Below are 26,222 nucleotides of genomic sequence, written 5' to 3'. Positions count from 1 at the left end.
CTACAGTTTTCCTATTAGCGCACAGCGGCTGACGGGAGCGTGGCGCATCAATGCAAGCACTAAAGACCATCAAGGGATTCATCCTCGCTGCGGCACTACTCGTCTCGCTGATTCTGCTGGTCGGGCTCTATTTCACCACCAGCCACGCCTATAGCAGTGCCGTTCGCGATAACGCCATCTCCAGCTCCGAGTCACTGGCGCGCAACACCTTCAATGCGATGTACCAGATCATGCGTCAGGGCTGGTCGCGAGCGCAGCTGGAGGAGTTCATCGCCTCTCTTGAGCAGACCTCGAGCAAAACCAGCCACACCACCACCATCTATCGCGGCGAACTGGTCAACCATCTGTTTGGCTCCATCGGAAGCCAACCGGGCGACACGATGATTAACGAGACCTTTAGCAGCGGGCAGGCGGTCTCCATCGTCAGTGACACCTCCATCCGATACAGCTACCCACTGACGGCCAAGGATGAATGTCTGCAGTGCCACACCAATGCCAAGACGGGCAATATTCTCGGCGTGATTGAGGTTCGTCAGGATCTGACACCACTGCTCTCAAAGGCCGAGAGCCAGCTGCTGGCACCACTGGCGCTGATCGCCCCCATTCCCTTCATCATGGCGCTGCTGGTCGCCTTTATGCTCAACAAGCGGATCAACCGCTCACTGGCCATCCTCGATACCAATATCGATCAGGTCAACCGCGTCTCGGACCTGAAGAACATCGATCTCAACGAGGTCGATCTCGGTTTCACTGAACTCAACAACATCTTCCATAAAGTCGCAATGCTCGGTACCAAGCTAAAATCGGTCGCCGTCGACAAGGAGCTGCTTGAGTTTGAGATCCGACTGCTGGAGAAGTTTGTCATCACCTCCGATGTAGTGCGTGACTGGCGCGAGTATGTCAGCACCATGCTTGGTGAGATCAATCGCGTCATCGATGCCTACACCCTCTTCTCCATCTTCAAGGTCGATGATGAGCTGTTCGATCTGGAGATATTCTGGATCTCACCCCCCTCAGAACGGACCCGCGACTCAATGGAACGCGCGGTGAAGAAGGCGCTGGAAAACCACCCCAGCTTCTCCTCATTCCCCAGCCTGGTGATTAACCACAACATCTCCGATCCTGCTGGTGAGATCATTGAACTCGACAACGACCAGATCGAGCTGCAGACCAAATCACTATTTGTCGACACCCCCAAGATCGGCGGCATCGTCGGTATCGGTGTGCAGTCGGGACTGGGCGATGATGAGGTACGAATACTGGTAATGGAGAGCATTCTCTCCACCCTGCTCAACGTGGTGGGTTCGGTTAAGGCAATCTACAAATACACCAAGGACCTTGAATACTACGCCACCCGTGACCCGCTCACCGATCTCTATAACCAGCGCATCTTCTGGGAGCTGCTCGGCTATGAGATCAATCGCGCCGAGCGCCACGACTACGCCTTCAGCCTGTTAGTCATCGACCTCGACAACTTCAAGTCGGTCAACGACAGTTACGGCCACAGCTTTGGCGATCGCTTCCTGCAGGAGTTTGCCTCCGCCATTGACGATGCGATGCGAAACGGTGACGTGCTGGCGCGTTACGGTGGTGATGAGTTTGTCGTATTGCTACCTGAAAGTGATCAGGAGCACGCCCTACCCGTGTGCGAACGCATCTTGCAGAACGCCAACCGTCTCACCCTCGAGGCCCCCGATGGCAGCGCGGCCAAGGCGACCGTTTCCATTGGTCTGGCCACCTACCCAGCCCACGCTACCGAAGGGAAAGATCTCTTCATGTTCGCTGATAACATGATGTACAAGGCGAAGACCGAGGGCAAAAACCGCATCGGTGTTCCTACCGATCAGGATGTGGTGGAGGTCTTTAAAAAGATTGGCGAGAAGAGCCAGATCATCAACGATGCGATTCAGCAGAAACGCATCATCCCCTTCTTCCAGCCGATCTATAACGTACAGGAAGATCGTGTCGATGCCTTTGAGGTGCTAAGCCGTATCCAGCTCGAAGACGAGACAATCATGGGTGCCTTCGAGTTCATCGAGATCGCTGAGCGCATGGGTGTGATCCATATGCTCGACATCATCGTGATCGAGAAGGCGTTCGCCAAACTGCAGGAGAGTGGCTACGGCGGCAAGCTGTTTATTAACCTCTCGCCACGCGCGCTGGTACTGAGCGACTTTATCCCCGAGATTCGTCGTCTGACCGAAAAGTACAACATTGAGCATGATCGTATCGTCTTCGAGATCACCGAACGCGACACGGTGAAAAACATGAGCCTGCTGGAGAAATTCGTTAACGAGCTGAAGAGCGATGGCTACCAGCTGGCAATCGACGACTTCGGCTCCGGCTTCTCCAGCTTCCACTATCTGAAGCGTTTCCCGATCGACTTTGTGAAGATCGAAGGAGACTTCGTTGCCAACATGTTAAATGATCCTCGCGACCTGGCGCTGGTCCACTCAATCTCTGCACTGGCGGGGGACCTCAACCTCTACTCAATTGCTGAATTTGTCGAGGATGCCGAAGTGCTGGATGAGGTACGCAAAGCGGGCATTACCTATGCGCAGGGTTATCACATCGGCAAACCATCACCGGAGATGGTAACCACCATCGGTACCATTGCTCACAGCTGATCAGTTGTTCGAAATATCCTGACAGTAGACCACCAATAAAAACGGGCTCCGAAGAGCCCGTTTTTGTGTCAACGATCGCGCCTAGAAGCTACTGGAGAACTCCTTGGCATAGAGCGCCTTGAACTCATCAATCGTGAAGCGGTGGTTCTGGGTTCCGTGATGAGAGATCTTGATCGCCCCCATTAGCGAAGCGATACGTCCGGTAGTCTCCCAGTCGAGGTCGTTCATCAGACCATAGAGCAGACCGGCACGATAGGCATCACCACATCCGGTTGGATCACTGATCGCTGACGCGGTGGCGGCGGGGATCTCCAGACGTTTCTCAGCGGTGTAGATATGCGAACCCTCACCACCACGGGTAATGATCAGCGCTTCTACCCGCTCGGCGATCTCATGTGGCGACTTGCCGGTACGATCCTCCAGCAGCTGTGCCTCATAGTCATTGACCGTCACCCACGTCGCCTGATCGACAAACTTGAGCAGATCCTCGCCGTCAAACATCGGTAGGCCCTGGCCCGGATCGAAGATAAAGGGAACACCCGCCTCTACAAACTGCTGCGCGTGCTCGATCATGCCGTCGCGACCATCGGGGGCGACGATACCGATGGTGACACCCTCGGTATCTGCAACACTGTTCTCGTGGGCGAAGCTCATCGCGCCGGGGTGGAAGGCGGTGATCTGGTTGTCGTCCTGATCGGTGGTGATGAACGCCTGCGCGGTGTAGGTATTCTCCAGCACCCGCATATGGGTGGTGTCGATACCGCAATCCTCCAGCCACTCACCATAGGGATCGAAATCGCGTCCTACCGTTGCCATCGGCAGTGGATCACCACCGAGCAGCTTCAGGTTGTAGGCGATGTTACCGGCACAGCCGCCATACTCACGGCGCATATCGGGCACCAGGAAGGAGATGTTCAGCATGTGAACCTTGTCGGGCAGGATGTGATTCTTGAACTGGTCGTGGAAGACCATGATGGTATCGAATGCGATCGAGCCGCAGATCAGTGCTGACATGGAGCGGTTCCTTGTTGTTGTCAAAGTGGAAGAGGGACAACTTACCCGCAGCACGGGTGCAAGACAAGGAATAGAAACCTTCAGAAACAGCGCAACGGTGTTCCTGAAGGATTGATGTTAGCCCGGCTAGTGGAACTCAATCTCGCTGGCCACTAGGAAACCGAAGGCATCAAACGTACCTTCAATCGTCACAACCGCTCCGGCAAACAGATCACTGATATCGCCCCCTCATAGTCTGGCGACTCACTGATATCGACCAGCTGACCATTCACCTCGATCTGCTCAGAGTTGATGATGGTGTTGATGACACCTTCGAGTTCATACTCTTCGCCATCATCACCGTCATGGCCCCACTCACCATCCTCATCCTCGAGCTCAACCTCATCTGCATCCATCACACCACCAACAATTGCTGATTCGCTCTCGACCTCGACATAGAGACCATTGGTGAGCGGCGTCGCTCCCAGCTCACTCAGATCCGCACTGCTGTAGTCGATGATCAGTGCGCCAATCTCAAAAGTCTCAGCACCTGTATTGAGATTGTCTACGACACCTTTCAACTCAAGCTCCTCACCTGTCCAGGCACCCGCTTTAACCTCAACCCGAGTCGCGACAATGTTGCCCTGCCCATCGGAGAATCCACTGACCTCTACCACGGCATTGACCGGTATATCGGCAAGTGATGCGATGGAAGCACCGCTATCATCTTCAAAACAGGTTGAGGCAGTGACTGTTACCGTCTGTGACATTACCGTCAGAGTATTGCTGGCCGCCACATTATTGGCATCAACCGTCCCCTCCATCTCATCAGCAAATCTGACGACATCGGCGGTGCCGCTGACACCATCGGCATTAACCGTTCCGACGACCGTTACGACCATGCACTCATCGAGATGATCCTGATCATCTCCAAACTCCTCTGTCCCTTCGACGAAGATTGAGGCCGAATCGGTTTCAAACTCGATACCATTCACCCAGATCGATCCAAATGCCGTGATCTGCCCTGAGGTGGTGATGCCGGTACCACCGATACCACCTTCGGCGACGTTGGTCGAGCCGCCGGAATTGCACGCGCTCAGCACCGTCACCAGTGCGATCGCGAGCAGATATGAGATATGTCGTATAGCCATCATTACTATTCCTCTTCGGAAAGATCCTCTTCGAAGTAGTAGATGGCGTAACCAGCACGCATACGCCCCTCTCCCTCCGCCTCACTATTCATGTCGCGATCGTGGGCTACCAGGAAGCGGTTCACACTTTCCAGCAGATTCTGAGCTCGCTTGTCACCCAACTTGCGTAGTTTTGGAATCACATCGCGTGGCAGGTTGTCGTAGGCGACCTTGCGTTGGAAGCGCAGCTCGCCACCGCTATTTTGCAGATTGTGATCGATGGTTGTTACCAGATCGGCCGCATCGCTACCGAGAATAAAGAGTTTGCCCGCCTCATCACCGTGCGGTGTATAGGCGCGCACCTTGAGATGTACACGTCCCTCACCATCACGCGCCACCGCCCCGACACGCTCCATCTCATCGAAGACCGAACGCACCGGCATGTCGCCACTATACTGTTTTACCAGTTCGCTGAAACTCGCCTGTCCGCCTTCGAAGTCGAGCACTCTTGGCTCCTCCTCGCTGGAGAAACGCTCATCGGTCATCCAGCCACTGATAACGCGCGCGGCCCGGTTATGTTTATGTTTCGCCAGATGGTCACTCGGGGCGTCGAGCTTCTGAATACGTGCAACCTCCTTGCGCGACAACCCAGTCAGTATTGATATGCGAGAAACGGTCTGTTTTTTACCCGGCAGGACGAAGTCCCTCTCCGCCACGTCGATATAGACCTGCTTGGATAGATCGGTGAACTCGCCGTAGGAGATACCGTTGCGTAGCAGAATACGCACCAGCGGGCGTAACAGCCTGAGAACTGCCGCCGTTAACGCCTTGTGAAGATCAACGCTCATTTGGGCATTCTATCCCATATCAACGCCACACAATAGAACAGGGCGCGATCACTTCTGACCACGCCCTGACTCTTCCGCAAGGAGAATTTAGTCGTCAATCTCACCTTCGGTTGCGGTCAATACGCCGGCATCGTAACTACCTTCGACCTCAACAAGGTCACCTACGATAGGTGAGAACCCACCCACACCCGAGATGTCGACCGTGATACCGGCCACCACGATATAGGGCGCATCGACCGCCGTAACCTCACCCTCCACCTCGGACTCACCATCATCCTCGACACGTTCGATCTTGGTAGCGACAAAAATCTCCTCACTCGCGTTCCAGTAGAGATCCATCTCGACCATATCGCCCGTGCCTTCAAGTTCGCTGACGATCATATCCAGATTGAAGAGGTGCTCTTCGTCGCGCTCATCGACAAACACGGTATTACTCTCCACCAGCACCGTGATATCCATCACCATGATCGCCGAACCCGCCCCTGCATCGACCGCTTCAACAACGCCCTTGATCTCGGTCTCACCATCCTCATCTTCCTCTTCGAGACCCACCTCTGCTGCGAGCAACATGCCATCGGCATTGAGCTCGCCCTCGACCTCAACAGTGACACCGGCGACCAGATCGGCAAAGGTAAAACCGTCTTCAAACACGGTCGCACCACTGATCTCTACCAACTGACCGTTAACCCGGAACTGCTCTGGATCACCCTCATTGGTACCCTCGGTGATGACACCGCGAATCTCTACCTCATCACCATCTTCACCGTCAAAATCCATATCACCATCATCTTCAATCTCGATCTCACTGGCGATTAGCTCACTGCTGCCGTTAAAGCCATCTTCGCTCTTCACCTCGACATAGAGGCCGTCAGCCAAGGTTGTCGAGGGCAGTGTGGCAGTGGCGTAATTCACCACCTGAGTACCGATGGAGAAGGTTGTGGCACCAGCATCGAGTGAGGTGATAATGCCTTTGATCTCGAGCTCACTATCACCGATATTCCAATCGTCATCCTTCACCTCCACGCGGGTTGCATAGATCACACCGCTACCATCGGAGTAACCACTCACCTCCACCGAGACGGTCGAATCACCAGGGATATCCTCAAGTGTCGCGAAGCCGGAGTCGTTGGCATCATAGACCAGACGGGAGTCGGTGATATTGACCGTCATACCCATCACTGTCAGCGTGCCACTTGCCGCCACATTATTGGCCTGAACCAGCCCTTCCAGCTCATCGTCATACTCGATGCTCTCCGCCTCACCGCTCTCATTGACCTCAAGCGTGACCACCATGCCCTGAGCCAGCGCGGTGTCATCACCCACCGGAGCATCATCCATAGTGATAGTGGATCCTGTAGTGGGATAGCGCACGCCATTCACGTAGACGCTACCAAAGCCGGTAATCACACCCGACACCGTGGTGGTAGCCCCACCACTGGCTGCGGTTCCCGATGAGCTGCCGCCACCGCAGGCGGTCAATCCGAGTAGTGCCGTCATTACGGCTGCGCTAAGCGCTGCATTACGTGGTTTCATATCCCTTCCCCCTGGTATTGCGATTTATTGCCTGCCAATGTGAGCGCCTACCTAGCCGCCTAATTGGGATTATTTTCCCATATAGATAACAAATCAAGGGAGCATGTGCAAATCTGTGACCGTGTCGAGGTTTCCTCAAATCAAAGAATTTGGCCTTGAGGGACAGAGCGATTGATTAAATTCTCGCCAGAAACGGCGATGGAAATAGAGAATCGCACGGGAGAGAGCCTCACCCGAACGCGAGTTATGCAGCGAAACGCTCCAACAGGAAGAGCAACCAGATCACAGCCACATTGATAAGCGCGATCATCACCGCCGCAGAGCCAATATCCTTGGCGCGCCCCGAGAGCTCGTGACGCTCCGTACCGGTACGATCAACCACCGCCTCAATGGCGGAGTTGACCAGCTCAACGATCCAGACCAGCAGCAGCGAGCCGACCAGCACACTGCGCTCCAGCGCGGTGGTACCGAGCCAGAGAGCAACAGGGATCAAAACAATGGAGGCGATCAGCTCTTGACGAAAAGCGGCCTCATTCTGCCAGGCGGCACGCAGTCCCTGGGCCGAATAGCGACTGGCATTGATCAGTCGTCGCCACCCCTGTCCGGTCCCGCCCGCCATCGATCAGCTCTCGCTGGCCGGTTTCCAGGCGAGGTCGAGCTCGCGAGCCGCACGCACCTCATCGAGACGCCGAACCGGCAGGGTGTGGGGCGCCTCTTTAAGGGTATCGATATTCTGCTGTGCCTCTTCACGGATCGTAGTCATCGCCGCAATGAAACCATCGACCGCCTCCTTCGACTCCGACTCGGTCGGTTCGATCAGCAGACACTCCGGAACTAGTAGTGGGAAGTAGGTCGTCGGCGCATGGAAGCCGTGATCGAGCAACCGCTTGGCAAAATCCATCGCCGTGGCGTTGAGCTCCTTCGCCTCCTTGCGCAGGGTGATGATAAACTCGTGTGTGGCACGACGATCGGGAAAGGCGAGTTCAAAACCGGCCTCGCTCAGCTTAGCCAGCATATAGTTGGCATTGAGCGTGGCGTACTCGGCCACCCGCTCCATCCCCTCGCGCCCGACCATGCGCGCGTAGACGTAGGCACGCAGCAGCACACCCACATTACCCATAAAGGCAGAGAGTCGACCGATGGTATCGGGACAATCCTTCTCGGTCAGCAGGCGGTAGTTTTCACCCTCACGCTCAACCATCGGCACCGGCAGATAGGGGATCAGTCGTTCGCTAACGCCAACCGGACCCGCGCCCGGTCCACCACCGCCGTGCGGGGTGGAGAAGGTCTTGTGCAGATTGAGGTGAATGACATCAAAACCCATATCACCGGGGCGTACCTTGCCGAGGATTGCGTTGAGATTGGCACCATCGTAGTAGAGCAACCCGCCCGCCTCATGCACGATGCCTGCGATCTCGGTGATCTTCTGTTCGAAGACACCGAGCGTTGAGGGGTTGGTCAGCATAATACCGGCAGTCTGAGGACCAACCGCCGCACGCAGCGCCTCGATATCGACATCACCATGACTATCGGTTGGTATCTCACGCACCTTGTAACCGCACATCACTGCGGTGGCAGGATTGGTGCCGTGTGCCGCATCGGGCACCAGAATCTCACACCGTTCACTATCCTCACGGGCATCGTGATAGGCGCGAATCATCGCCACACCGGCAAACTCACCCTGCGCACCGGCCGCCGGGGTCAGCGAGACCGCCTGCATACCGGTGACATCCTTAAGTATCTCCTGCAGATCGTGCAGACAGGCGAGGATGCCCTGACCAAACGACTCCGGTGCCAGCGGGTGGCGTCCCAAGAAGCCGGGCAACATTGCGAGCCGGTTAGAGGCGCGCGGGTTGTATTTCATGGTGCAGGAGCCGAGCGGATAGAAGTGTGTATCGATCGAGAAGTTCTTCTGCGACAGGCGCGTGTAGTGGCGCACCACCTCCATCTCCGAAACCTCGGGCAGCGCCGGTGGCTGCTTACGCAGCATCTCAGCAGGAATATCGGTGACCGCAACCGCTTCGAGCGGTGCCTGTGCTGCAGCGCGTGCTCCGCTACGGGAGTGTTCAAATATCAACATCTGGCATCTCCCGCTAGAGCGGCTCCTTCGGTCTTAGCTTGGTACAGATCGGTCCGCCCTGGCGCTCGATAATACGTGCGATGTTCTCGGCGAACTTGGTGATATTGCCCTCGCTCTTGGTCTCGGTGACGCAGACCAGCAGACAGTTCTCCAGCTCCGGATAGTGCTCCTCAAGCAGATAACCGCCGAGCAGGTTCTGCGCCTCAAGGGCACGCAGAATTGGTTTCAGTTTGGGTTCGAAACGCAGCACCACCTCGTGGAAAAAGGGGCGATTGAAGATCTTCTCTACACCCTCAACAGCCGCCAGCTTCTCAACCAGCATCGCGGTATTGGCGTGCGATGCCGCAGCAGTCCTGCGCATGCCCTCACCTCCGACCAGCGCCATGTGAATCGTCGCCGCCGTGGTCATCAGACCCTGGTTGGTACAGATGTTCGAGGTCGCCTTGGAGCGACGGATATGCTGCTCGCGCGCCTGCAGGGTGAGGGTGAAACCCTCCTTGCCCTCGATATCAACGGTACGACCGACAATACGCCCCGGCATCTGTCGCACGTAGGCCTGCTTGGCGCACATGAAACCGAAGTAGGGACCGCCCGAGGAGAGCGGAATGCCGAGCGGCTGCCCCTCACCGACAGCGATATCAGCACCGCTCTCGCCCCACTCACCGGGTGGGGTGAGCAGCGCCAGCGCCAGCGGGTTGACCACACCAATCACAAGCATCTTGTTGGCATGCGCCCAGTCGGTCAGCTCGTCGACCGCCTCCAGCGCACCGAAGAAGTTGGGCTGCGGGATGATCAGTGCGGCGAAGTCCTCACCCTCGTACTGGCTCAGCGAGTCGCGCAGCGTGTTGCCCCCATCGCTGCAGTAGGGGAGATCGACCAGTTCGATACCCTGATTGCGCACAATCGCATCGACCGTAGCACGGTAGTGCGGATGAACGGTGGCTGGCATCAGAATCTTCTTCGATTTCGATTTACGGTTGGCACGTACCGCCATCAATACCGCTTCGGCCAGCGCCGAGGCACCATCGTAGAGCGAAGCGTTAGCCACCTCCAACGCGGTGAGCTGGGTCAGCATCGACTGGAACTCATAGAGTAGCTGCAGCGTGCCCTGACTCGCCTCGGCCTGATAAGGAGTGTAAGCGGTATAGAACTCGCCGCGTGTTGCCAACTCCCACACCACGGCAGGGATATGGTGCTCATAGGCACCGGCACCGATAAAGCTGAGTGGACGTCCATCCTGCGCAGCGCGATCGCCCATCAACCGTGAGCACTCCATCTCGCTCAGAGCGGCGGGGATCGACTCGGGTGTGGCGACACGAAGATCGGCAGGGATCTCATCAAACAGCGTTTCGATATCGGAGACGCCGATGGCGGAGAGCATCTCGCGCACCTCCGCCTCAGTGTGGGGGATAAATGGCATAACGGGGATTACTCTTCGCTGATCTGGGTCTCGTAGGCTGAGGCATCGAGCAGTGCATCGACGTCGGCCATATCGGCAGGCTGCAGACGCATGATCCAACCCTCATCGTAGGGTGAGCTGTTGATCAGCTCAGGTGCGCCGTCGAGTGCTTCATTAACCTCTACTACCTCACCCGCAACGGGGCTGTAGATATCAGAAGCGGCCTTGACCGACTCAACCACGGCACACGCCTCTTCGGCCTCAACGCTGTTACCCACCTCGGGCACCTCAACGTAGACCATATCGCCTAGCAGCTCCTGGGCATGCTCGGAAATTCCGACGGTGATGCTGCCATCATCATTCTTGCGAACCCACTCATGGCTCTTGGCGTATTTCAGTTCGGCTGGCACGTTACTCATGACGTCCTCTCAAAATTCTGTTGTGTTAGTTATTAGTTAATTACCCGGCAGCTCAATACACGCCTTGCCATCGCGTACGAAGGGTGGCCTGACCACTCGGGCGGGCAACATTTTGCCACGAATCTCTACCGTGCACGAGGCGCCGGTCGCGGCGGGGACACGGGCGAAGGCGATTGAGACACCGAGCGTCGGCGAGAAGCTGCCGCTGGTGATCTCACCCTCGCCTCCCCCCTCAACCTCAATACGCTGATGACCACGCAGCACACCCTTCGCCTCCAGCACCAATCCGACCAGCTTGCGCTCCGGCGCGGCGGCCTCCAGCGCACTACGACCGATAAAGTCGCGCTCAGCGGGCTCCATCGCCACGGTCCACTTCAGACCCGACTCCAGCGGTGAGGTGGTCTCATCCATATCGGTGCCGTAGAGGTTCATGCCGGCTTCAAGGCGTAGCGTGTCGCGCGCACCGAGTCCGGTCGGTGCGACACCTGCATCGAGCAGCGCCTGCCAGAAACCACTCACCTCACTCTCGGGCAGCATGATCTCGAAACCATCCTCCCCGGTGTAACCGGTGCGGGCGATAAACCAGTCGCCACACTCAACACCGAAGAAGCGCGCCAGCGCCTCGGCCGCCTCACGTCCCGCCTTGGGCAGCAGCGGCAGCGCCTTGGCACGGGCATTGGGCCCCTGCACTGCGACCATCGCCAGATCGCTACGCTCATTCAGATCGACCGCCATGCTGCCGAGCTTGGCGCGCATCCACTTCAGGTCCTTGTCACGGGTGGCGGCGTTGACCACCACGCGGTAGTAGGCGTCGTTGATGTAGTAGACAATCAGATCGTCGATCACCCCACCCTCATCGTTGAGCATGCAGCTGTAGAGCGCCTTACCGCTCTCTTTAAGACGGCTCACATCATTGGCGAGCAGTTTGCGCAGGTAGTCACCCGCCTCACACCCCTTCAGATCGACCACAACCATGTGCGAGACATCGAAGACACCCGCATCGCGACGCACCTGGTGGTGCTCCTCAATCTGTGAACCATAGTTGATCGGCATCTCCCAACCGGCGAAGTCGACCATCTTGCCGCCCACGGCGAGGTGCTGCTCATAGAGTGCTGTTCTCTGCGTCATGAACTGTTCCTGTTTATCTCAATGTATCGGTCAGGGGTCGAGTACCCGAGCCGTATAGTAGGGATTGTTTTCGACGAGGTCCAATAACCCTAATCAGGTTACTGGGATAGCTGAAATCAGTAGCGCGGCGGCTGCGCCAATTTGGGCAGATCACCACCGAGCCCCATCGCACGGCGCATAATTGCGCTCTTCAGCGGGGTAATGCGATCGGCGATGGCGAGCCCCAGATTACGCGCCAACCGTATCGGTGCCTGCTGGCTGCCAAAGCTTCGTTTAAAGGCGTCCATCGAACCCATCATCAGCAGGTTCTGCCCCTTGCGCCAGCGCTCATAACGACGCAGCAGCGCCACCTCACCGATATCGCGCCGCTGCTCGACGCCCTGCAGCACCACCTCAGCCAACGATGCCGCATCGAGCAGACCGATATTTACGCCCTGCCCCGCCAGCGGATGAATCGAGTGAGCGGCATCACCAACCAGCGCGACGCGTGGATGCACGTAGTGATCAACGTGGCGCAGACGCAGCGGGTAGACACCACGTCCCTCAACCGCTGTAATCTGGCCCAGTCGGTGATCGATATCCTCACCCAGCGCTTTGCAGAAGCTCGCCTCATCGAGTTCGGCCAGAGCCTCTGCACGCTCGGGCCGACAGCTCCATACGATTGAGGCACGTCCATCTGAAATCGGCAGGAAGGCGAGCGGACCCTCGGGCAGAAAACGCTGCCAGGCGGTGTTGAGGTGGGAGTGTTCGGTACGCACCGTGGCGACCAGCGCATGTTGGTCATACATCCAGCCACCGACGCTACTACCGGCGATCTCCAGCACCTTCGAATTAGCACCATCGGCACCGACAATCAGTTTGCTGCGTAGCCGCTCACCGTTATCGAGTAGGAGATCGACACCCTCACCATCAACCTCAAAGCTCTCGAGTCCAGCAGGGAAGATACGAGTGACGTTATCGATCGATTCAAGACGCTCCCAGAGCGCGAGTTGAATCACCCGGTTCTCGATGATGTGTCCCAGGTAAGGCTGCCCCACCTCGGCCGCATCGAAGTGGATCGAGGCACCACCCATCGCATCCCACACCTCCATATCGGTGTAGGGGCTAATGCGCCGCTCGGCCATCCCCTGCCAGGCGCCGAGCGCCTCGAAGATATGCTGTGAAGCGCGGGTAATCGCCGAGACGCGAAGATCAACCGACTCGGCTGACCAGCTGGCATCGGCGGGAAACTTCTCAACAACGGCCACGCGCAGCCTGCTGCCACCGAGTGCGCAGGCGAGTGCGGAGCCGACCATGCCGCCACCGATAATCGCCACATCGTATTCGTTCTGCATTACTTCTCCTGCAGTGGCAGACCACGCGAGAGGCGCGGCAGCTTTCCACCCAGGCCCATCGCGTGGCGTGTCAGCCAGCGCTTCAGCGGTGGCAGTAGATCGAGCGCAACCAGCCCGGCGCTACGCGCCGCCTTGATCGGAAGCAGTGGACTGGCAAAGAGGCGCACCAGTGAATCGGTAAATCCGATGATGTAGCGCTGATCGTTGCGGCGCCACTCGGCGTAATCTGCCAGCAGCGTGGCTGAACCAACATCCTCACCACTGACAGCAGCCGTGTTGATCAGATCGGCCAGTACCGCAACATCACGCAGACCGAGATTAAATCCCTGCCCAGCAACGGGATGGAGTGTATGGGCCGCATTACCGATCAGCGCCAACCGATCACGCACCTGCTCCTGGGCGACGATCTGCATCAGCGAGTGCGCCGCACGATTGCCGACCTTCTCGAAGCGTCCCAGGCGGTTACCAAAACGATCCTGCAGTTCAGCCAGAAAGGCTTCGTCATCAAGCGTCAGCAGCTCATCGGCACGCGCCTCACTCACGGTCCAGACCAGTGCACAGCGGCTCTCATCCATCGGCAGCATCGCCATCGGCCCACTATCGGTAAAGCGTTCGAAGGCGACGTTGTCGTGGTGACGTGATGGGGTGACGTTGGCGATAACACCGCGTTGTCCGTAGTCGTGACGATCTACCGCTACCTGCAGCTGTTCGCGAATCGCCGAGTGGGTTCCGTCGGCCACCACCAGCAGCCCGCTCCGTAGCATCTGCTGTTCACCCTCGCGTTCGATCACAATGGTGGCAGCGTGTTCATCCTGCTCTAGCGAGGTCACCCGTGCTGGGCAGAGCAGCTCAACATTATCGAACTGTGCCACCCGCGCCATCAACACCTCACCCATGCAACGACTCGGCACCACATAGCCCAGCGCCTCGCAACCGACATCGTTACAGTCGAGTCGCGCCGCACCAAAGTGACCTCGATCGGAGATATGGATTCGTTTAATGGCAGTGACATCAGCAGCCAGCTGCTGCCAGACGCCCATCGCCTCAAAGATAGGACGCGCACCGTAGGCGAGCGCGATGGTGCGATCGTCGTAGCTTGCGCTACGGTTGGTTTCGAACGGCAGCGCTTCAATAACCGCAACACGTAGTGGTTGATCACCCAGTGCGCAGGCGAGTGCAATACCGACCAGCCCTCCGCCAACAATCACCACATCGTAGCTGTTCTGCGTTTCAACCATTCATCAATGCCTCAATCTCATCGACGTGTTTCGGAGCCTTCTCACTCAGCACCAGATGACCATCCTTGGTCACCACCACATCATCCTCGATACGGATACCGATTCCCTGCCACTTTTTCGCCACGCCTTTACTGCCGATTGGAATATAGATGCCCGGCTCGATGGTCAGCACCATGCCGGGCTCGAGCATGCGCCACTCGTCACCAATCTTATAGTCACCCACATCGTGCACATCCATGCCGAGCCAGTGGCCGACACGGTGCATATAGAAACGTTTGTAGGCCTCACTCTCAATCATATTATCGAGCTTGCCCTTGAGCAGCCCGAGTTTGAGCAGTCCTTCGGTAATTACCCTCACCGTAGCATCGTGTGGATCGTTCCAATGGTTGCCAGGCTTGACCGCCTTAATCGCCGCTAGCTGTGCATCGAGCACAACCTCGTAGAGTGCACGCTGAGCCGGAGAAAATTTTCCATTAACGGGGAAGGTGCGGGTAATGTCAGCGGCATAACACTCCACCTCAGCTGCAGCATCAATCAGTAGCAGATCACCATCGCGGAGTTCATCGCGGTTATCGACATAGTGGAGCACACAGCCGTTGTTACCACCGCCAACAATCGAGCTGTAGGCCGGTACGCTGTTGTGACGACGAAACTCGTGTAGATACTCCGCCTCAATCTCATATTCATACATGCCCGGCTTACAGATCTTCATCGCGCGTTTATGCGCCTTAACCGAGATAGTGGCCGCCTCACGCATCGCCTTCAGCTCGGCGCGGCTCTTAAACAGTCGTAGCTCATGCAGCAGGTGATCGAGCGAGACAAACTCCTCGGGCGCGTGCACACCAGAGCGCGATTTGCTGCGCACCTGGTTGACCCAACCCATGACACGTTGATCGAAGTCAGGACGTGCGCCCATGGTGTAACAGACCGTCTCACGCTCCTCGAGCAGCCCCGGCAGAATCTCATCAAGATCACTAATGGGGAACGCATCATCGGCGCCGTAACTCTCTACCGCACCCTCCAGCCCCGCCATCGGTCCATTCCAGAGCGTCATACTGGGATCCTGTTCACGACAGAAGAGGATGCACTGCCCCTGTTTGCGACCCGGAATCAGCACCAATACTGCCTCAGGCTCAGGGAAGCCGGTCAGATACATGAAGTCGCTATCCTGGCGATAGTGATGCTCCGCATCGCGGTTACGAATCTGCACCGGTGCAGCAGGCAGTAGCGCTATCGCGCCCTCACCCATCATCGACATCAGATGCTTACGACGGCGAACAAACTCTTTTGGACTCATAGTGACTCGACCTACTGCAGACGTGCAGGGGCTTTAATTGGATGGAGTTCTTCATTCATCAGAAGTACCCCCATACGCAGATACTCAACCAGCTCGGTATAGGCGGACTCATCAACCTCAGGATCGTCCTCATCATCGATCGCCGCACGGGAAATCTCAGCGATGTCACGCAAGAGATCACGACTATCATCGGGCATCGATTCAGCCTTGTTGCCACCGGCGATGCCAAAGCCGTAGAGGAAACCCTGACACCACTCCGCCAATGCCTCGACCCGGATTGAGATCACATCACCCTCCACAGGCAGAAACAGCGCAAACTCGAGCACCGTATCGTTGAGCTGCTGCTGAGTCTGCTCGAAAAGCTGATCGAGTAGACCATCACACTCCTTAACCAGTAGGTTGTTCATATCGACCTCATCGAGCACCTGCTCCCCCCAACCACGACGATTACCGTGGCCCTGGCCACAGATCATGCCACACAGCAGTCCGTGTGATTCGGCTGCCCCCATAGGCGCACCGACACGTTGTAGCGCATCATCAATGCTGTCGAAATCTGGAGATTGTTGTTCGCTCATTTGAAGTTGTATCGACCTGATTTGAAGTATTAAGAGAGGGTTTAAATAGACAATAGGCGACTATATTAGCATCGCCACCTTTAGGTCGGAACCGAGCGACATTGACCCTGTTCCCACACCGTCTTATATTGGGCCGATGACTGGCAAGACACCCGCAACCAATCTTGAGATGGACCTTCAGCGCCTGGAGCAGTGGCTCGACGACCTGATCGGCACCTGTGAACGACTCAACGAAGAGAACTATGTGCTGCGCAAAGAGAACGATCTGCTCAGCACCGAGCGCGATGAGTTGCGCGAGAAGGGTGATCAGGCTCGTTCGCGCGTAGAGACCATCGTCACTCGACTTAAGGCGATGGAAAACTCCGTATGAGCGAAAAGAGTAGCCCCGTTACCGTCAAGATCCTCGACAAAGAGTATCGAGTCTCCTGCGCCGACAACGAGCGCGAAGAGCTGCTCGCTTCCTCACGCTACCTTAACGAACAGATGCTCGAGATTCGTCGTGGTGGCAAGGTGATCGGCGCTGATCGCATTGCCGTGATGGCCGCACTTAACATCGCCCATGAACTACTCAGCTGCCAGAAACAGCTCGAAGGTGTCGACAAGACTCTGCATAGCCGTATCAAACAGATTCAGGACAAGATCGAAGTCGCTCTGAATCACAACAAACAGATGGAACTCTAGTTCCCTGCAACCGCAACACTTTCCCACTCCATCGTTTTCCGCTACGCTTTACCCTTAGAAGCTTTCGGCACCTCCTGCTGTGTTCGTGAGTGGACCTAAGATCTCTTGAGCCTATTTATATGCCCGGGGATACTACTGTCGGGTGCGTTGTGCATATCCGTTACGTGCGGAGAGCCTGAACGCTCACAGCCGTCCCCACCTGAACCTTCTGGTTCAAGGGCAAGTGTCCACAACGGCATTGGTGGGAGGTGCCTCCTAATTAATCGATCGGATCGAACCACTCCAGCATGACAGAGCCCAACGCGACGCGTGCCGACATCCGCCGCGAGATCCGTAAACGGCGTCTTGCAATCACCCCCGAACTTCGTGCCCAGCATAGTCGTCAGGCCGCCGCGACAATCGCCTCACATCAGATCTTTAAACGCAGCCGCAATATCGCCATCTATCTGGCCAACGACGGCGAGATAGACCCGGCACCTCTGGCTGCAATTGCCCGTCGCTGTGACAAGAACCTGTTCCTGCCGGTTCTAGCACCCAATCGCGCCAACCGACTCGACTTTGCCCCCTACCACCCGCACTCACTGCTACGAGCCAATCGATTTGGTATCGCCGAGCCAGTGGTCTCACGCTCGCAGATGATCTCAATCCACACACTCGATCTGGTACTGACACCGCTGGTCAGCTTTGACAACAATGGCAACCGTCTTGGCATGGGCGGCGGTTTCTATGATCGCTCTTTCGCCTTTCTACACCACCGTCGTCACTGGCAGAAACCAAGACTGCTTGGCTTTGCATTTGCCTGCCAACAGATCAACACACTTCCTCATCAGGAGTGGGATGTACCACTAGCAGGCATAGCAACCGAACAAGGCGTTGCACTCTTCGACTAAACAACCAAGCACAACGACTCGTCAACATCGATCACTCATTCTCTTCATAACCATCTTCGCCATCATCCAGCAATAGCATTTACTGCCAACAAACAAACAACCCCTTACAAACATTCATACACACTTTTGCGCAAATTCATTTCACCACTCATATTTTCATCTCAACCTCACAGCAACAACGCACACAGAACCTCCAAACACATCTCAAGCACTGCTACGTATAAGACAACATAACCAACAACCGCTCATCGCTATCAGAACCGAATCACAACCAACCTCTCGCACTACTATACAAGCACGAAACAACCACCCTTCCCCTTGCCAACACTTACCACACGAGCCAACAAACCACACACACAGAGACCAACAATGATGCGAGCTTAGCCATTAAGAAACCGCACCACAGAGCGAGTCAAACAGAGGCCTTATTAACCACATTCGACAACTAGCATTTTGCAAACAGTTGTTTATACTCAATTGCGTTAATGGAATTTCACTATTGGAGGATCGATTAATGGCGACGAAGAAGAAGGCCGCTTCCAAGAAAAAAGCGACTGCAAAAAAGAAGGTAACTGCCAAGAAAAAGGTAGTAGCTAAGAAGAAGGTAGCCAAGAAAGCAGCACCAAAGAGAAAGGCCGCTGCTAAGAGGAAGGTTGCCAAGAAGAAGGTAGCTGCTAAGAAGAAAGTAGCTAAGAAAAAGGTTGCTAAGAAGAAAGTGGCTAAGAAAAAGGTTGCCAAGAAGAAGGTAGCTGCTAAGAAGAAAGTGGCTAAGAAAAAGGTTGCTAAGAAGAAAGTGGCTAAGAAAAAGGTTGCCAAGAAGAAGGTAGCTGCTAAGAAGAAAGTGGCTAAGAAAAAGGTCGCCAAGAAGAAGGTAGCTGCTAAGAAGAAAGTGGCTAAGAAAAAGGTTGCCAAGAAGAAGGTAGCTGCTAAGAAGAAAGCAGCTAAGAAGAAGAGCGCCAAAAAGCGTTAATCACTTCACCTTCCCTTCAGGTTGATCGATTATCCTGACAAAAAGCCCGCAATCGCGGGCTTTTTTGATGCAACAAACCATTACTACAGCTTCAGAGCGTCCCCAGAAAGAGATTATAGGCCGGGTTATCACTCTCATCCCAATAGGGGTAACCGAGATTATCAAGAAATCCCTGGAATTGGCCCTTCTCCTCAGCAGGCACCTGAATGCCGACCAGTACCCGGCCATAGGCAGCACCATGGTTTCGGTAGTGGAACAGACTGATATTCCACTGCTGTCCTATCTGATTTAGAAACTGCATCAATGCGCCGGGGCGCTCCGGGAACTGGAATCGATAGAGTATCTCGTTCTCAACACCCGATGATCGTCCGCCAACCATGTATCGAATATGCAGCTTGGCCATCTCATTGTCGGCCATATCGAGCACCCGATAACCCCCATCACGCAGACGCTGAATCAATTCACGCTTTTCGCTCTGTGCATTCGCCAGTTTCACACCTACAAAGATGTGCGCACTGCTCGCATCAGCATAGCGGTAGTTAAATTCGGTAATGCCCTGTTTACCAATCGCCTTACAAAACTTACGAAAGCTACCCGGCTGTTCTGGAATCGTGACGGCCAGTACCGCCTCTCGCCGCTCACCCACCTCGGCCCGTTCTGCCACATGACGCAGGCGATCAAAGTTAATGTTGGCACCACTGGTAATCGCAACCAGTGATTTACCCGTGATCCGGCTCTTGGCGACATGTTTTTTTAGACCCGCCAGAGCAAGCGCACCTGCCGGTTCGGCGATCGCACGTGTATCGTCGAAGATATCCTTAATCGCCGCACAGGTCTCATCGGTGGTTACGGTAATCACCGAATCGACCAGCTGCTTGGCAATGCGAAACGGTTCCTTGCCCACCTGCCTCACTGCCACACCATCGGCAAAGATGCCGACCTGATCAAGCACCACTCGTTTGCCCGCCTTGAGCGCCTCACCCATGCAGGCTGCCTCTTCAGGCTCAACACCGATAATACGAATCTTTGGATTGAGGTACTTGGCGAACACCGCCACGCCAGCAATCAGGCCACCGCCTCCGACCGGTACAAAGATGGCGTGAATATCCTGCGCATGCTGACGCATGATCTCGAGTGCCACCGTACCCTGCCCCGCGATCACCTCTGGATCATCGTAGGGGTGAATAAAACAGGCACCCTTATCATCCGAGATGATGCGAGCATGCTCATAGGCATCATCATAGGTATCGCCATGCAGCACCACCTTGCCACCAAGGCGTTTGACCGCTTCCACCTTGATGCCCGGTGTGGTTCGGGGCATCACGATCGTCGCTTTGATACCCAGCCTATCTGCCGAGAGCGCGACACCCTGCGCATGATTACCCGCTGATGCTGCGACCACACCTCGTTCACGCTGTTTCTGCGTCAGGTTTGCCATCTTGTTATAGGCACCACGCAGTTTGAAGGAGAAGACCGGCTGCAGATCCTCTCGCTTTAGCAACACCTCATTATTGAGACGTTTTGAAAGCAGCGGCGCAGGGTCCAGCGGGGTCTCGCAGGCGACATCATAAACACGCGATTTCAGTATTTTTTCTATATATCGGTCACTCATGTCGCTAACTTATCAGCTCCTCTCAGCCCTGCCTAGCGGCATGACATAACCAGGCGGCACGGGTATCATCACTGCAAATTTTAATTACGCAGAAGGAAAATGGCCATGACACCAGATGAGATGAAAAAACAGGCCGCGGAAGCCGCTATCGAATATGTAGAGTCGGGCACCGTGGTCGGAGTCGGTACCGGCTCAACCGCCAACCACTTTATCGACCTACTCGGTGCGATGAAGGGAAAAATCGACGGCACCGTTGCCAGCTCCGAAGCGAGCGCTGAGCGACTGCGCGGACACGGCATCCAGGTGCTGGATCTCAACAGCGTCGGTCAATTGCCGCTCTATGTGGATGGGGCTGATGAGTCGAATCGCCACCTACACCTTATTAAAGGCGGCGGTGGCGCACTGACGCGCGAGAAGATCGTCGCCGCAGCGAGCGACAAGTTTGTCTGCATTGCCGATGACTCAAAACTGGTCGACGTGCTGGGTGCCTTCCCTCTACCGATAGAGGTGATTCCGATGGCACGCAGCTATGTCGCTCGCGAAATCGTCAAACTTGGTGGCACACCTATTCTTCGCGAAGGTTTCACCACCGATAACGGCAATATCATTCTCGACATTCAGGATCTGAAAATCATGGAACCGGTGAAGTTCGAAGAGCAGATCAACAGCATCGTCGGCGTGGTCACTGTGGGCATCTTTGCCATACGCCCAGCCGATGCACTGATCCTTGGCTCCTCATCAGGCATCAAACAGCTACCGTAACGCTGGCTAAAGGTAACCCGCGATCGGCCGACACTGTTCTACATAGCCATTGGCAAACACACTTTGAGGAATAGATGATGAAGAGGCTGTTAACGATCGCAGTTACTGCGCTACTCGCAACCCCATTCAGCACTCAGGCCGAGGGAACGGCCATCGGCGGACGCATCAGTACCCTCGGCATGGGCGCAGAGATGACCCAGGAGCTCGCTCCACATCTCAATGCGCGCGTCGGCGTCAATGGCTGGTCCTATGACAAATCTATGGGTGAGGGCGGTATCGACTATGACGCTCGTGTCGATCTCTTCACCGGTAGTGCACTACTCGATTGGCACTTCTTTGAAGGGAGTTTCCGATTTACCGGCGGCATAATGCTCAATGCTAATGAGTTTGGTCTGACCGGAAAACCAGAGGCGGGCACTCTCTGGGAAGTAGGCACCACCAGCTACGATAGTGAGCTGGTCGGCACCCTGGAGAGTACCATCGATTTTAACGACATCGCGCCCTATGTAGGCATCGGTTGGGGCAACCCAATCGGTAACAAGGGGGTCAACATTGTCTTCGATGTGGGCGTGCTCTACCAAGGCTCTCCCAGCGCCACACTCAAGGCGGTCGGCACCGATGCAACTATCGTCGATGCTCTACAGGCCGATCTCGCCATCGAACGCGCCAACCTTGAAGATGATCTAAGCGATTTCAACATCTGGCCGGTCGCCTCCATCGGTCTCTCCTACCAGTTCCAGTAGACAACAAAAAAGGGCGGTAGCTATTTCAGCTGCCGCCCTTTTTATTGTCCTTTTCCACGCAACCAATCCAGCACCAGCTTCTAGAGCAGCACCTTCTCAATACCACCAGCCTTGATTCGCCCAACAAACTCATCCATCCACTCTTCGCCATAACGAGTTCTGGCCATCTCAACAACGACATAATCACTCTGCAGACCGGTGCTGCCCTCATAACGCGACAGCCCCTGCTGACAGGCGGGGCAGGAGGTCAGTAGCTTAGCCGGTGCATTGCCCCAATCTTGCTCCATCTCTCTAACACCCTTCAATAACTCCTCCTCCTTGCGGAAACGAAGCTGAGTACTGATATCGGGACGCGCCACGGCCATGGTGCCCGCCTCGCCACAGCAACGATCAGAGAGCCGTACCTCACTGCCCAGCAACTTCTCTGCAACCGAGACCGGATTGTGATGCTTCATCGGCGTGTGGCAGGGGTCGTGGTAGAGGTAACGCTGATTATTGCCCTTGAGGGTAACGCCCTGCTCCATCAGATACTCATGGATATCGAGCAGTCGGCAACCGGGGAAGATCTGCTCGAACTCATACTTGAGCAGCTGATCCATACAGGTACCGCAGGAGACGATCACCGTCTTGATATCGAGATAGTTAAGCGTATTGGCGACGCGGTGGAACAGCACCCTATTCTCGGTAGTGATCTGCCGACCCTTGGCCAAATCACCGCTGGCAGTCTGTGGATAGCCGCAGCAGAGGTAACCAGGCGGCAGCACCGTCTGTACACCATGCTCATAGAGCATCGCCAACGAGGCCATACCAATCTTGCTGAAGAGCCGCTCCGAGCCACAGCCGGGGAAGTAGAAGACCGCCTCTGACTCCTCACTGACCACCTTGGCATCTCGGAGAATCGGCACATAACTGCTATCTTCCAGCGCCAGCAACTGTCGCACGGTCTGACTCGGCGCCGTCTTCGGCATCGGCGTCTTCATGATCTCCCGCACCTGTACCGGAATACTCATCTTACCGGCCGTCGCCTTGGGGTGACGCTCCTTTTTCACTAGCCCCAGACGCTTCAGGAAACCATGGCCGAGTCGCTGTGCCCCATAGCCCCACTGGATCAAACCCTTTCGCATCAGCTTAACGGCCGTCGGGTCAGTCGCATTCAGATAGGCCATCGAGAGCTGAGTGCCAACGTTGCTTCGTTTCTGGCCACGGTTACGCAGAATGGTGCGCATCGTTACCGAAACATCACCAAAGTCTATATTGACCGGACAGGGGGTTACGCACTTGTGACAGATGGTGCAGTGATCGGCCACATCGTTCATCTCATCGAAATGACGAATCGAGAGACCGCGCCGAGTCTGCTCCTCATAGAGGAACGCCTCGATGATCAGCCCGGTGGCAAGAATCTTGTTGCGTGGCGAGTAGAGTAGATTGGCGCGCGGCACATGAGTGCTGCAAACCGGCTTGCACTTACCACAACGCAGGCAGTGGCTGATTGCATCATTAAGGCTACCGAGCTCGCTCTCCTCAAGTATCAATGCCTCCTGCTGAACCAGTCGTAGTGACGGTGTATAGGCGTTATCCAGCCCGCTACCCGCCAGTAGCTTGTCGCGGTTGAAACGCCCCTCAGGGTCGACCTTCTGCTTGTACTGGGCAAAGGCATCGACCACCGATTCATCAAGATACTCCATCTTGGTCAAACCAATACCGTGCTCACCCGAGATCACACCACCGAGCGCAATCGCAAGCTTCATCACACGATCGACAATGCGATCTGCCTCTTGCAGCATCTCATAGTCGTTGGAGTTGACGGGGATATTGGTGTGCACATTGCCATCACCGGCGTGCATATGAGTCGCTACAAAGAGACGACTCGAGCGCACACGCGCATGAATTTTATCGAAGCGTTGATGGGTCGCCTCCAGATCGTGACCAGAGAAGATCTCCTTGAGTGGATGTTCTATCTCGGCACGGTAGGAGATATTGAGCTGACGGGTAAGCAGCAACCGTATCAGGGTATCGTTTGTATCTATCTGCTCACGAAGCACCTCTGGTAGAAGCTCCAGATGGCCTCCAGCGCCCTCTTCCTGATGTTCAAGCAGCTGCTGCCAACGCTCGCGCACCGCGCGGATATGCTCACAGGCTGCGGTGCGTTTATGCTCGACGATTTCGCGGATCTCTTCGCTATCCTCAAGCCCCGGCATGCCACTCAGCTCGGGTATATCACCTGTCAGACACTGCTCGAGCTCGTCGATCATCGTCAGTTTGTTACGCATCGACTGCTCGATATTGATGCGTTCGATCCCTTCGCTATATTCGGCCAAACGGTCGAGCGGGATCACTACATCCTCGTTAATCTTAAAGGCATTAGTATGAGCGGCAATGGCGGCGGTACGACTGCGGTCGAGCCAGAAACGTCGACGCGCCTCGGGGCTGACGGCAACAAATCCCTCCGCCTCGCGTGCATTGGCCAGTCGAACAATCGTTGAGGCCGCCTCAGCAACTCGGTCTTCTCCATCGCCTGAGATATCGGCTAGTAGCACCATCTTCGGTCGTTCGCCTCGAGAGGCCTTACTCGAGTAGTTGATGGCGCGCACATAGCGCTCATCGAGGTGTTCCAGGCCCGAGAGCACCACACCCTCGGTTGCATCGAGGTAGTCCTTGATCTCTACAATCGCCGGCACCGCTCGACGCAGATCGCTGCCGAAGAACTCGAGACAGACGGTGCGGGTATGGTTTGGCATACGGTGCAACAGGAACACCGCTGAGGTGATCAGGCCATCACACCCCTCCTTCTGCACACCCGGTAGACCGGAGAGGAATTTATCGGTTACATCCTTACCGAGACCACGTTTACGGAAATCGGCACCGGCAATCTTCAGCCGCTCAGGCTCACCACACGGGGTAACGCCATCGGCTTCAAATCGGCGAATACGGAACTCGACCCACTCCTGATCATGGATCTTGCCCAGATTGTGGTTGAGGCGTTCGACCTCCAACCACTCTGCATCGGGAGTCACCATGCGCCAGGAGAGCAGATTATCGAGTGTGGTACCCCACATCACCGCCTTCTTACCGCCAGCATTCATGGCAATATTTCCACCGATGGTGGAGGCATCCTGCGAGGTGGGATCGACAGCAAAGACATAACCGGCGCCAGCCGCACGCTCTGAGACTCGACGTGTCACCACACCCGCCTCAACCCTAACTGCCGCCACATCGACACCTGATACATCATCGCGACGCGACTCGACCTCACCCAGGCCCTCGAGCTTCTCGGTATTGATCACCACGCTCTCGGCATGCAGTGGAACAGCGCTACCGGTATAACCGGTACCGCCACCACGCGGAATGATAGTTAATCCAAGATCGATCGAAGCTGCGACCAGTGCGGCGACCTCAGCCTCACTATCGGGGGTAAGAACAACAAAGGGGTACTCAACACGCCAATCGGTTGCATCGGTGGCGTGCGAGACACGGGCAAGCCCACCAAAGTCGATATTGTCTCGACGGGTAAGCCCCGCCATGCGATCTGAGACACCACGCCGCAACTCCAGCTGACGTGGAAACCACTCCTTAAACTTGGCCACCGCACTGCGCGCCATCGCCAGTAGCTCAAGTGCATGTTGGTTACTATCAGCACGCTGCTCTATCTGATCGAGACGGTGGTTGAGTGCACCGACGAGTGCATCTCTACGCCGTTCATTTTCAAGAAGATCGTCCTGGATAAAGGGGTTGCGACTGATAACCCACATGTCGCCCAGCACCTCAAACAGCATGCGCGCTGAACGCCCCGTCTTCCGCTCGCCACGCAGATTATTCAGCACCTCCCAGGCACGTTCTCCCAGAAAACGGATGACAATCTCACGGTCAGAAAATGAGGTGTAATTGTATGGAATTTCGCGAATGCGAGCTGCTTGCGATTTACTCATGACGAATGGGGGTAAGTACCTGATGCAGAAACTATCG

The 26,222-nt window shown here is 55.9% G+C and carries 22 protein-coding genes and 1 other RNA gene; 8 read left to right on the top strand and 15 right to left on the bottom strand.

Features of this window, described 5'->3' with window-relative positions; genetic code table 11:
* The first annotated feature begins 50 nt into the window (after positions 1-50).
* A complete protein-coding gene (locus HUE57_RS06075; RefSeq protein ID WP_078484176.1) occupies positions 51-2,627 on the top strand; it encodes a putative bifunctional diguanylate cyclase/phosphodiesterase in 2,577 nt (858 codons plus the stop codon).
* A gap of 81 nt (positions 2,628-2,708) precedes the next feature.
* On the opposite strand, the gene HUE57_RS06070 is transcribed toward HUE57_RS06075, so the two are convergent.
* The 13 genes from HUE57_RS06070 to HUE57_RS06010 form a co-directional block, all read right to left on the bottom strand.
* Positions 2,709-3,641: a carbohydrate kinase family protein gene (locus HUE57_RS06070; protein ID WP_078484177.1), complete on the bottom strand. Its 933-nt coding sequence runs from the start codon at positions 3,639-3,641 to the stop codon at positions 2,709-2,711.
* Between the two features lie 188 nt (positions 3,642-3,829).
* Positions 3,830-4,774 carry a DUF5666 domain-containing protein gene (locus HUE57_RS06065; RefSeq protein WP_174672894.1) on the bottom strand — a complete coding sequence of 315 codons (945 nt, stop codon included), beginning with the start codon at positions 4,772-4,774 and terminating at the stop codon, positions 3,830-3,832.
* Positions 4,775-4,776: 2 nt separating this feature from the next.
* Positions 4,777-5,598 carry a DUF6502 family protein gene (locus HUE57_RS06060; protein ID WP_078484179.1) on the bottom strand — a complete coding sequence of 274 codons (822 nt, stop codon included), beginning with the start codon at positions 5,596-5,598 and terminating at the stop codon, positions 4,777-4,779.
* A gap of 87 nt (positions 5,599-5,685) precedes the next feature.
* Positions 5,686-7,131, bottom strand: a complete 1,446-nt coding sequence (locus HUE57_RS06055; RefSeq protein ID WP_078484180.1) for a DUF5666 domain-containing protein — start codon at positions 7,129-7,131, stop codon at positions 5,686-5,688.
* Positions 7,132-7,375: 244 nt separating this feature from the next.
* Positions 7,376-7,750: a diacylglycerol kinase gene (locus tag HUE57_RS06050; RefSeq protein WP_078484181.1), complete on the bottom strand. Its 375-nt coding sequence runs from the start codon at positions 7,748-7,750 to the stop codon at positions 7,376-7,378.
* A 3-nt stretch (positions 7,751-7,753) separates the two neighbouring features.
* A complete protein-coding gene (gene gcvPB, locus HUE57_RS06045) occupies positions 7,754-9,211 on the bottom strand; it encodes an aminomethyl-transferring glycine dehydrogenase subunit GcvPB (protein ID WP_078484182.1) in 1,458 nt (485 codons plus the stop codon).
* Positions 9,212-9,224: 13 nt separating this feature from the next.
* Positions 9,225-10,631: an aminomethyl-transferring glycine dehydrogenase subunit GcvPA gene (gcvPA, locus tag HUE57_RS06040; RefSeq protein WP_078484183.1), complete on the bottom strand. Its 1,407-nt coding sequence runs from the start codon at positions 10,629-10,631 to the stop codon at positions 9,225-9,227.
* An 8-nt stretch (positions 10,632-10,639) separates the two neighbouring features.
* Positions 10,640-11,029 (bottom strand): glycine cleavage system protein GcvH, encoded by a 390-nt coding sequence (gene gcvH / locus HUE57_RS06035; protein WP_078484184.1) that lies wholly within the window; start codon positions 11,027-11,029, stop codon positions 10,640-10,642.
* A gap of 36 nt (positions 11,030-11,065) precedes the next feature.
* Entirely contained in the window at positions 11,066-12,157 is a 1,092-nt protein-coding gene (gcvT, locus tag HUE57_RS06030; protein ID WP_078484185.1) for a glycine cleavage system aminomethyltransferase GcvT, read from the bottom strand.
* 116 nt (positions 12,158-12,273) lie between these two features.
* On the bottom strand, positions 12,274-13,491 hold the full coding sequence (locus HUE57_RS06025) for a UbiH/UbiF/VisC/COQ6 family ubiquinone biosynthesis hydroxylase (protein WP_078484186.1): 1,218 nt from the start codon (positions 13,489-13,491) through the stop codon (positions 12,274-12,276).
* Positions 13,491-14,729, bottom strand: coding sequence for a 2-octaprenyl-6-methoxyphenyl hydroxylase (gene ubiH, locus HUE57_RS06020; protein WP_078484187.1), 1,239 nt, complete (start codon positions 14,727-14,729; stop codon positions 13,491-13,493). The genes HUE57_RS06025 and ubiH overlap by 1 nt, the downstream gene beginning before the upstream one ends.
* Positions 14,722-16,026 (bottom strand): Xaa-Pro aminopeptidase, encoded by a 1,305-nt coding sequence (pepP, locus tag HUE57_RS06015; RefSeq protein ID WP_078484188.1) that lies wholly within the window; start codon positions 16,024-16,026, stop codon positions 14,722-14,724. Before pepP ends, ubiH begins: the two co-directional genes overlap by 8 nt.
* 11 nt (positions 16,027-16,037) lie before the next feature.
* On the bottom strand, positions 16,038-16,601 hold the full coding sequence (locus HUE57_RS06010; protein ID WP_078484189.1) for a UPF0149 family protein: 564 nt from the start codon (positions 16,599-16,601) through the stop codon (positions 16,038-16,040).
* A 136-nt stretch (positions 16,602-16,737) separates the two neighbouring features.
* On the opposite strand from HUE57_RS06010, the gene HUE57_RS06005 reads away from it, so the two are divergent.
* The 5 genes from HUE57_RS06005 to HUE57_RS05985 all read left to right on the top strand — a co-directional run bounded on the left by HUE57_RS06005 (position 16,738) and on the right by HUE57_RS05985 (position 19,142).
* The gene (locus tag HUE57_RS06005) at positions 16,738-16,971 is read left to right on the top strand and encodes a TIGR02449 family protein (protein WP_236725723.1); all 234 of its coding nucleotides are present in this window, start codon (positions 16,738-16,740) and stop codon (positions 16,969-16,971) included.
* Positions 16,968-17,282, top strand: a complete 315-nt coding sequence (locus tag HUE57_RS06000; RefSeq protein ID WP_078484190.1) for a cell division protein ZapA — start codon at positions 16,968-16,970, stop codon at positions 17,280-17,282. The genes HUE57_RS06005 and HUE57_RS06000 overlap by 4 nt, the downstream gene beginning before the upstream one ends.
* Positions 17,283-17,350: 68 nt before the next feature.
* Positions 17,351-17,534: non-coding RNA, 6S RNA (gene ssrS, locus HUE57_RS05995), on the top strand.
* A gap of 35 nt (positions 17,535-17,569) precedes the next feature.
* Positions 17,570-18,172, top strand: a complete 603-nt coding sequence (locus tag HUE57_RS05990; protein ID WP_078484191.1) for a 5-formyltetrahydrofolate cyclo-ligase — start codon at positions 17,570-17,572, stop codon at positions 18,170-18,172.
* A gap of 514 nt (positions 18,173-18,686) precedes the next feature.
* On the top strand, positions 18,687-19,142 hold the full coding sequence (locus HUE57_RS05985) for a histidine biosynthesis protein HisIE (RefSeq protein WP_174672893.1): 456 nt from the start codon (positions 18,687-18,689) through the stop codon (positions 19,140-19,142).
* A gap of 91 nt (positions 19,143-19,233) precedes the next feature.
* On the opposite strand, the gene ilvA is transcribed toward HUE57_RS05985, so the two are convergent.
* Positions 19,234-20,754 (bottom strand): threonine ammonia-lyase, biosynthetic, encoded by a 1,521-nt coding sequence (gene ilvA / locus HUE57_RS05980; RefSeq protein ID WP_078484193.1) that lies wholly within the window; start codon positions 20,752-20,754, stop codon positions 19,234-19,236.
* Between the two features lie 105 nt (positions 20,755-20,859).
* On the opposite strand from ilvA, the gene rpiA reads away from it, so the two are divergent.
* Complete coding sequence (gene rpiA, locus HUE57_RS05975) at positions 20,860-21,516, top strand: ribose-5-phosphate isomerase RpiA (protein ID WP_078484194.1); 657 nt, start codon at positions 20,860-20,862, stop codon at positions 21,514-21,516.
* Between the two features lie 74 nt (positions 21,517-21,590).
* The gene (locus HUE57_RS05970; RefSeq protein ID WP_135622305.1) at positions 21,591-22,259 is read left to right on the top strand and encodes a hypothetical protein; all 669 of its coding nucleotides are present in this window, start codon (positions 21,591-21,593) and stop codon (positions 22,257-22,259) included.
* A gap of 80 nt (positions 22,260-22,339) precedes the next feature.
* Here the strand turns inward: HUE57_RS05970 and HUE57_RS05965 are convergent, their stop codons facing one another.
* Positions 22,340-26,185: a DUF3683 domain-containing protein gene (locus tag HUE57_RS05965; protein WP_078484196.1), complete on the bottom strand. Its 3,846-nt coding sequence runs from the start codon at positions 26,183-26,185 to the stop codon at positions 22,340-22,342.
* Positions 26,186-26,222 lie beyond the last annotated feature (37 nt).

It is taken from the genome of Candidatus Reidiella endopervernicosa (genome assembly GCF_013343005.1).
Classification (GTDB): domain Bacteria; phylum Pseudomonadota; class Gammaproteobacteria.
This window is presented reverse-complemented; position numbering and strand designations above follow the sequence as displayed.

What these genes read in the sequence shown, in the direction of transcription:
- HUE57_RS06065 (WP_174672894.1), bottom strand. Translation starts at nt 4,774, where the DNA reads ATGATGGCTATACGACATATCTCATATCTGCTCGCGATCGCACTGGTG.
- gcvT (WP_078484185.1), bottom strand. Translation starts at nt 12,157, where the DNA reads ATGACGCAGAGAACAGCACTCTATGAGCAGCACCTCGCCGTGGGCGGC.
- pepP (WP_078484188.1), bottom strand. Translation starts at nt 16,026, where the DNA reads ATGAGTCCAAAAGAGTTTGTTCGCCGTCGTAAGCATCTGATGTCGATG.
- HUE57_RS06005 (WP_236725723.1), top strand. Translation starts at nt 16,738, where the DNA reads ATGACTGGCAAGACACCCGCAACCAATCTTGAGATGGACCTTCAGCGC.
- HUE57_RS05990 (WP_078484191.1), top strand. Translation starts at nt 17,570, where the DNA reads ATGACAGAGCCCAACGCGACGCGTGCCGACATCCGCCGCGAGATCCGT.
- HUE57_RS05985 (WP_174672893.1), top strand. Translation starts at nt 18,687, where the DNA reads ATGGCGACGAAGAAGAAGGCCGCTTCCAAGAAAAAAGCGACTGCAAAA.
- HUE57_RS06070 (WP_078484177.1), bottom strand. Translation starts at nt 3,641, where the DNA reads ATGTCAGCACTGATCTGCGGCTCGATCGCATTCGATACCATCATGGTC.
- HUE57_RS06000 (WP_078484190.1), top strand. Translation starts at nt 16,968, where the DNA reads ATGAGCGAAAAGAGTAGCCCCGTTACCGTCAAGATCCTCGACAAAGAG.
- HUE57_RS05970 (WP_135622305.1), top strand. Translation starts at nt 21,591, where the DNA reads ATGATGAAGAGGCTGTTAACGATCGCAGTTACTGCGCTACTCGCAACC.
- gcvPB (WP_078484182.1), bottom strand. Translation starts at nt 9,211, where the DNA reads ATGTTGATATTTGAACACTCCCGTAGCGGAGCACGCGCTGCAGCACAG.
- HUE57_RS06010 (WP_078484189.1), bottom strand. Translation starts at nt 16,601, where the DNA reads ATGAGCGAACAACAATCTCCAGATTTCGACAGCATTGATGATGCGCTA.
- HUE57_RS05965 (WP_078484196.1), bottom strand. Translation starts at nt 26,185, where the DNA reads ATGAGTAAATCGCAAGCAGCTCGCATTCGCGAAATTCCATACAATTAC.
- HUE57_RS06055 (WP_078484180.1), bottom strand. Translation starts at nt 7,131, where the DNA reads ATGAAACCACGTAATGCAGCGCTTAGCGCAGCCGTAATGACGGCACTA.
- HUE57_RS06075 (WP_078484176.1), top strand. Translation starts at nt 51, where the DNA reads ATGCAAGCACTAAAGACCATCAAGGGATTCATCCTCGCTGCGGCACTA.
- HUE57_RS06050 (WP_078484181.1), bottom strand. Translation starts at nt 7,750, where the DNA reads ATGGCGGGCGGGACCGGACAGGGGTGGCGACGACTGATCAATGCCAGT.
- ilvA (WP_078484193.1), bottom strand. Translation starts at nt 20,754, where the DNA reads ATGAGTGACCGATATATAGAAAAAATACTGAAATCGCGTGTTTATGAT.
- HUE57_RS06025 (WP_078484186.1), bottom strand. Translation starts at nt 13,491, where the DNA reads ATGCAGAACGAATACGATGTGGCGATTATCGGTGGCGGCATGGTCGGC.
- rpiA (WP_078484194.1), top strand. Translation starts at nt 20,860, where the DNA reads ATGACACCAGATGAGATGAAAAAACAGGCCGCGGAAGCCGCTATCGAA.
- gcvPA (WP_078484183.1), bottom strand. Translation starts at nt 10,631, where the DNA reads ATGCCATTTATCCCCCACACTGAGGCGGAGGTGCGCGAGATGCTCTCC.
- HUE57_RS06060 (WP_078484179.1), bottom strand. Translation starts at nt 5,598, where the DNA reads ATGAGCGTTGATCTTCACAAGGCGTTAACGGCGGCAGTTCTCAGGCTG.
- ubiH (WP_078484187.1), bottom strand. Translation starts at nt 14,729, where the DNA reads ATGGTTGAAACGCAGAACAGCTACGATGTGGTGATTGTTGGCGGAGGG.
- gcvH (WP_078484184.1), bottom strand. Translation starts at nt 11,029, where the DNA reads ATGAGTAACGTGCCAGCCGAACTGAAATACGCCAAGAGCCATGAGTGG.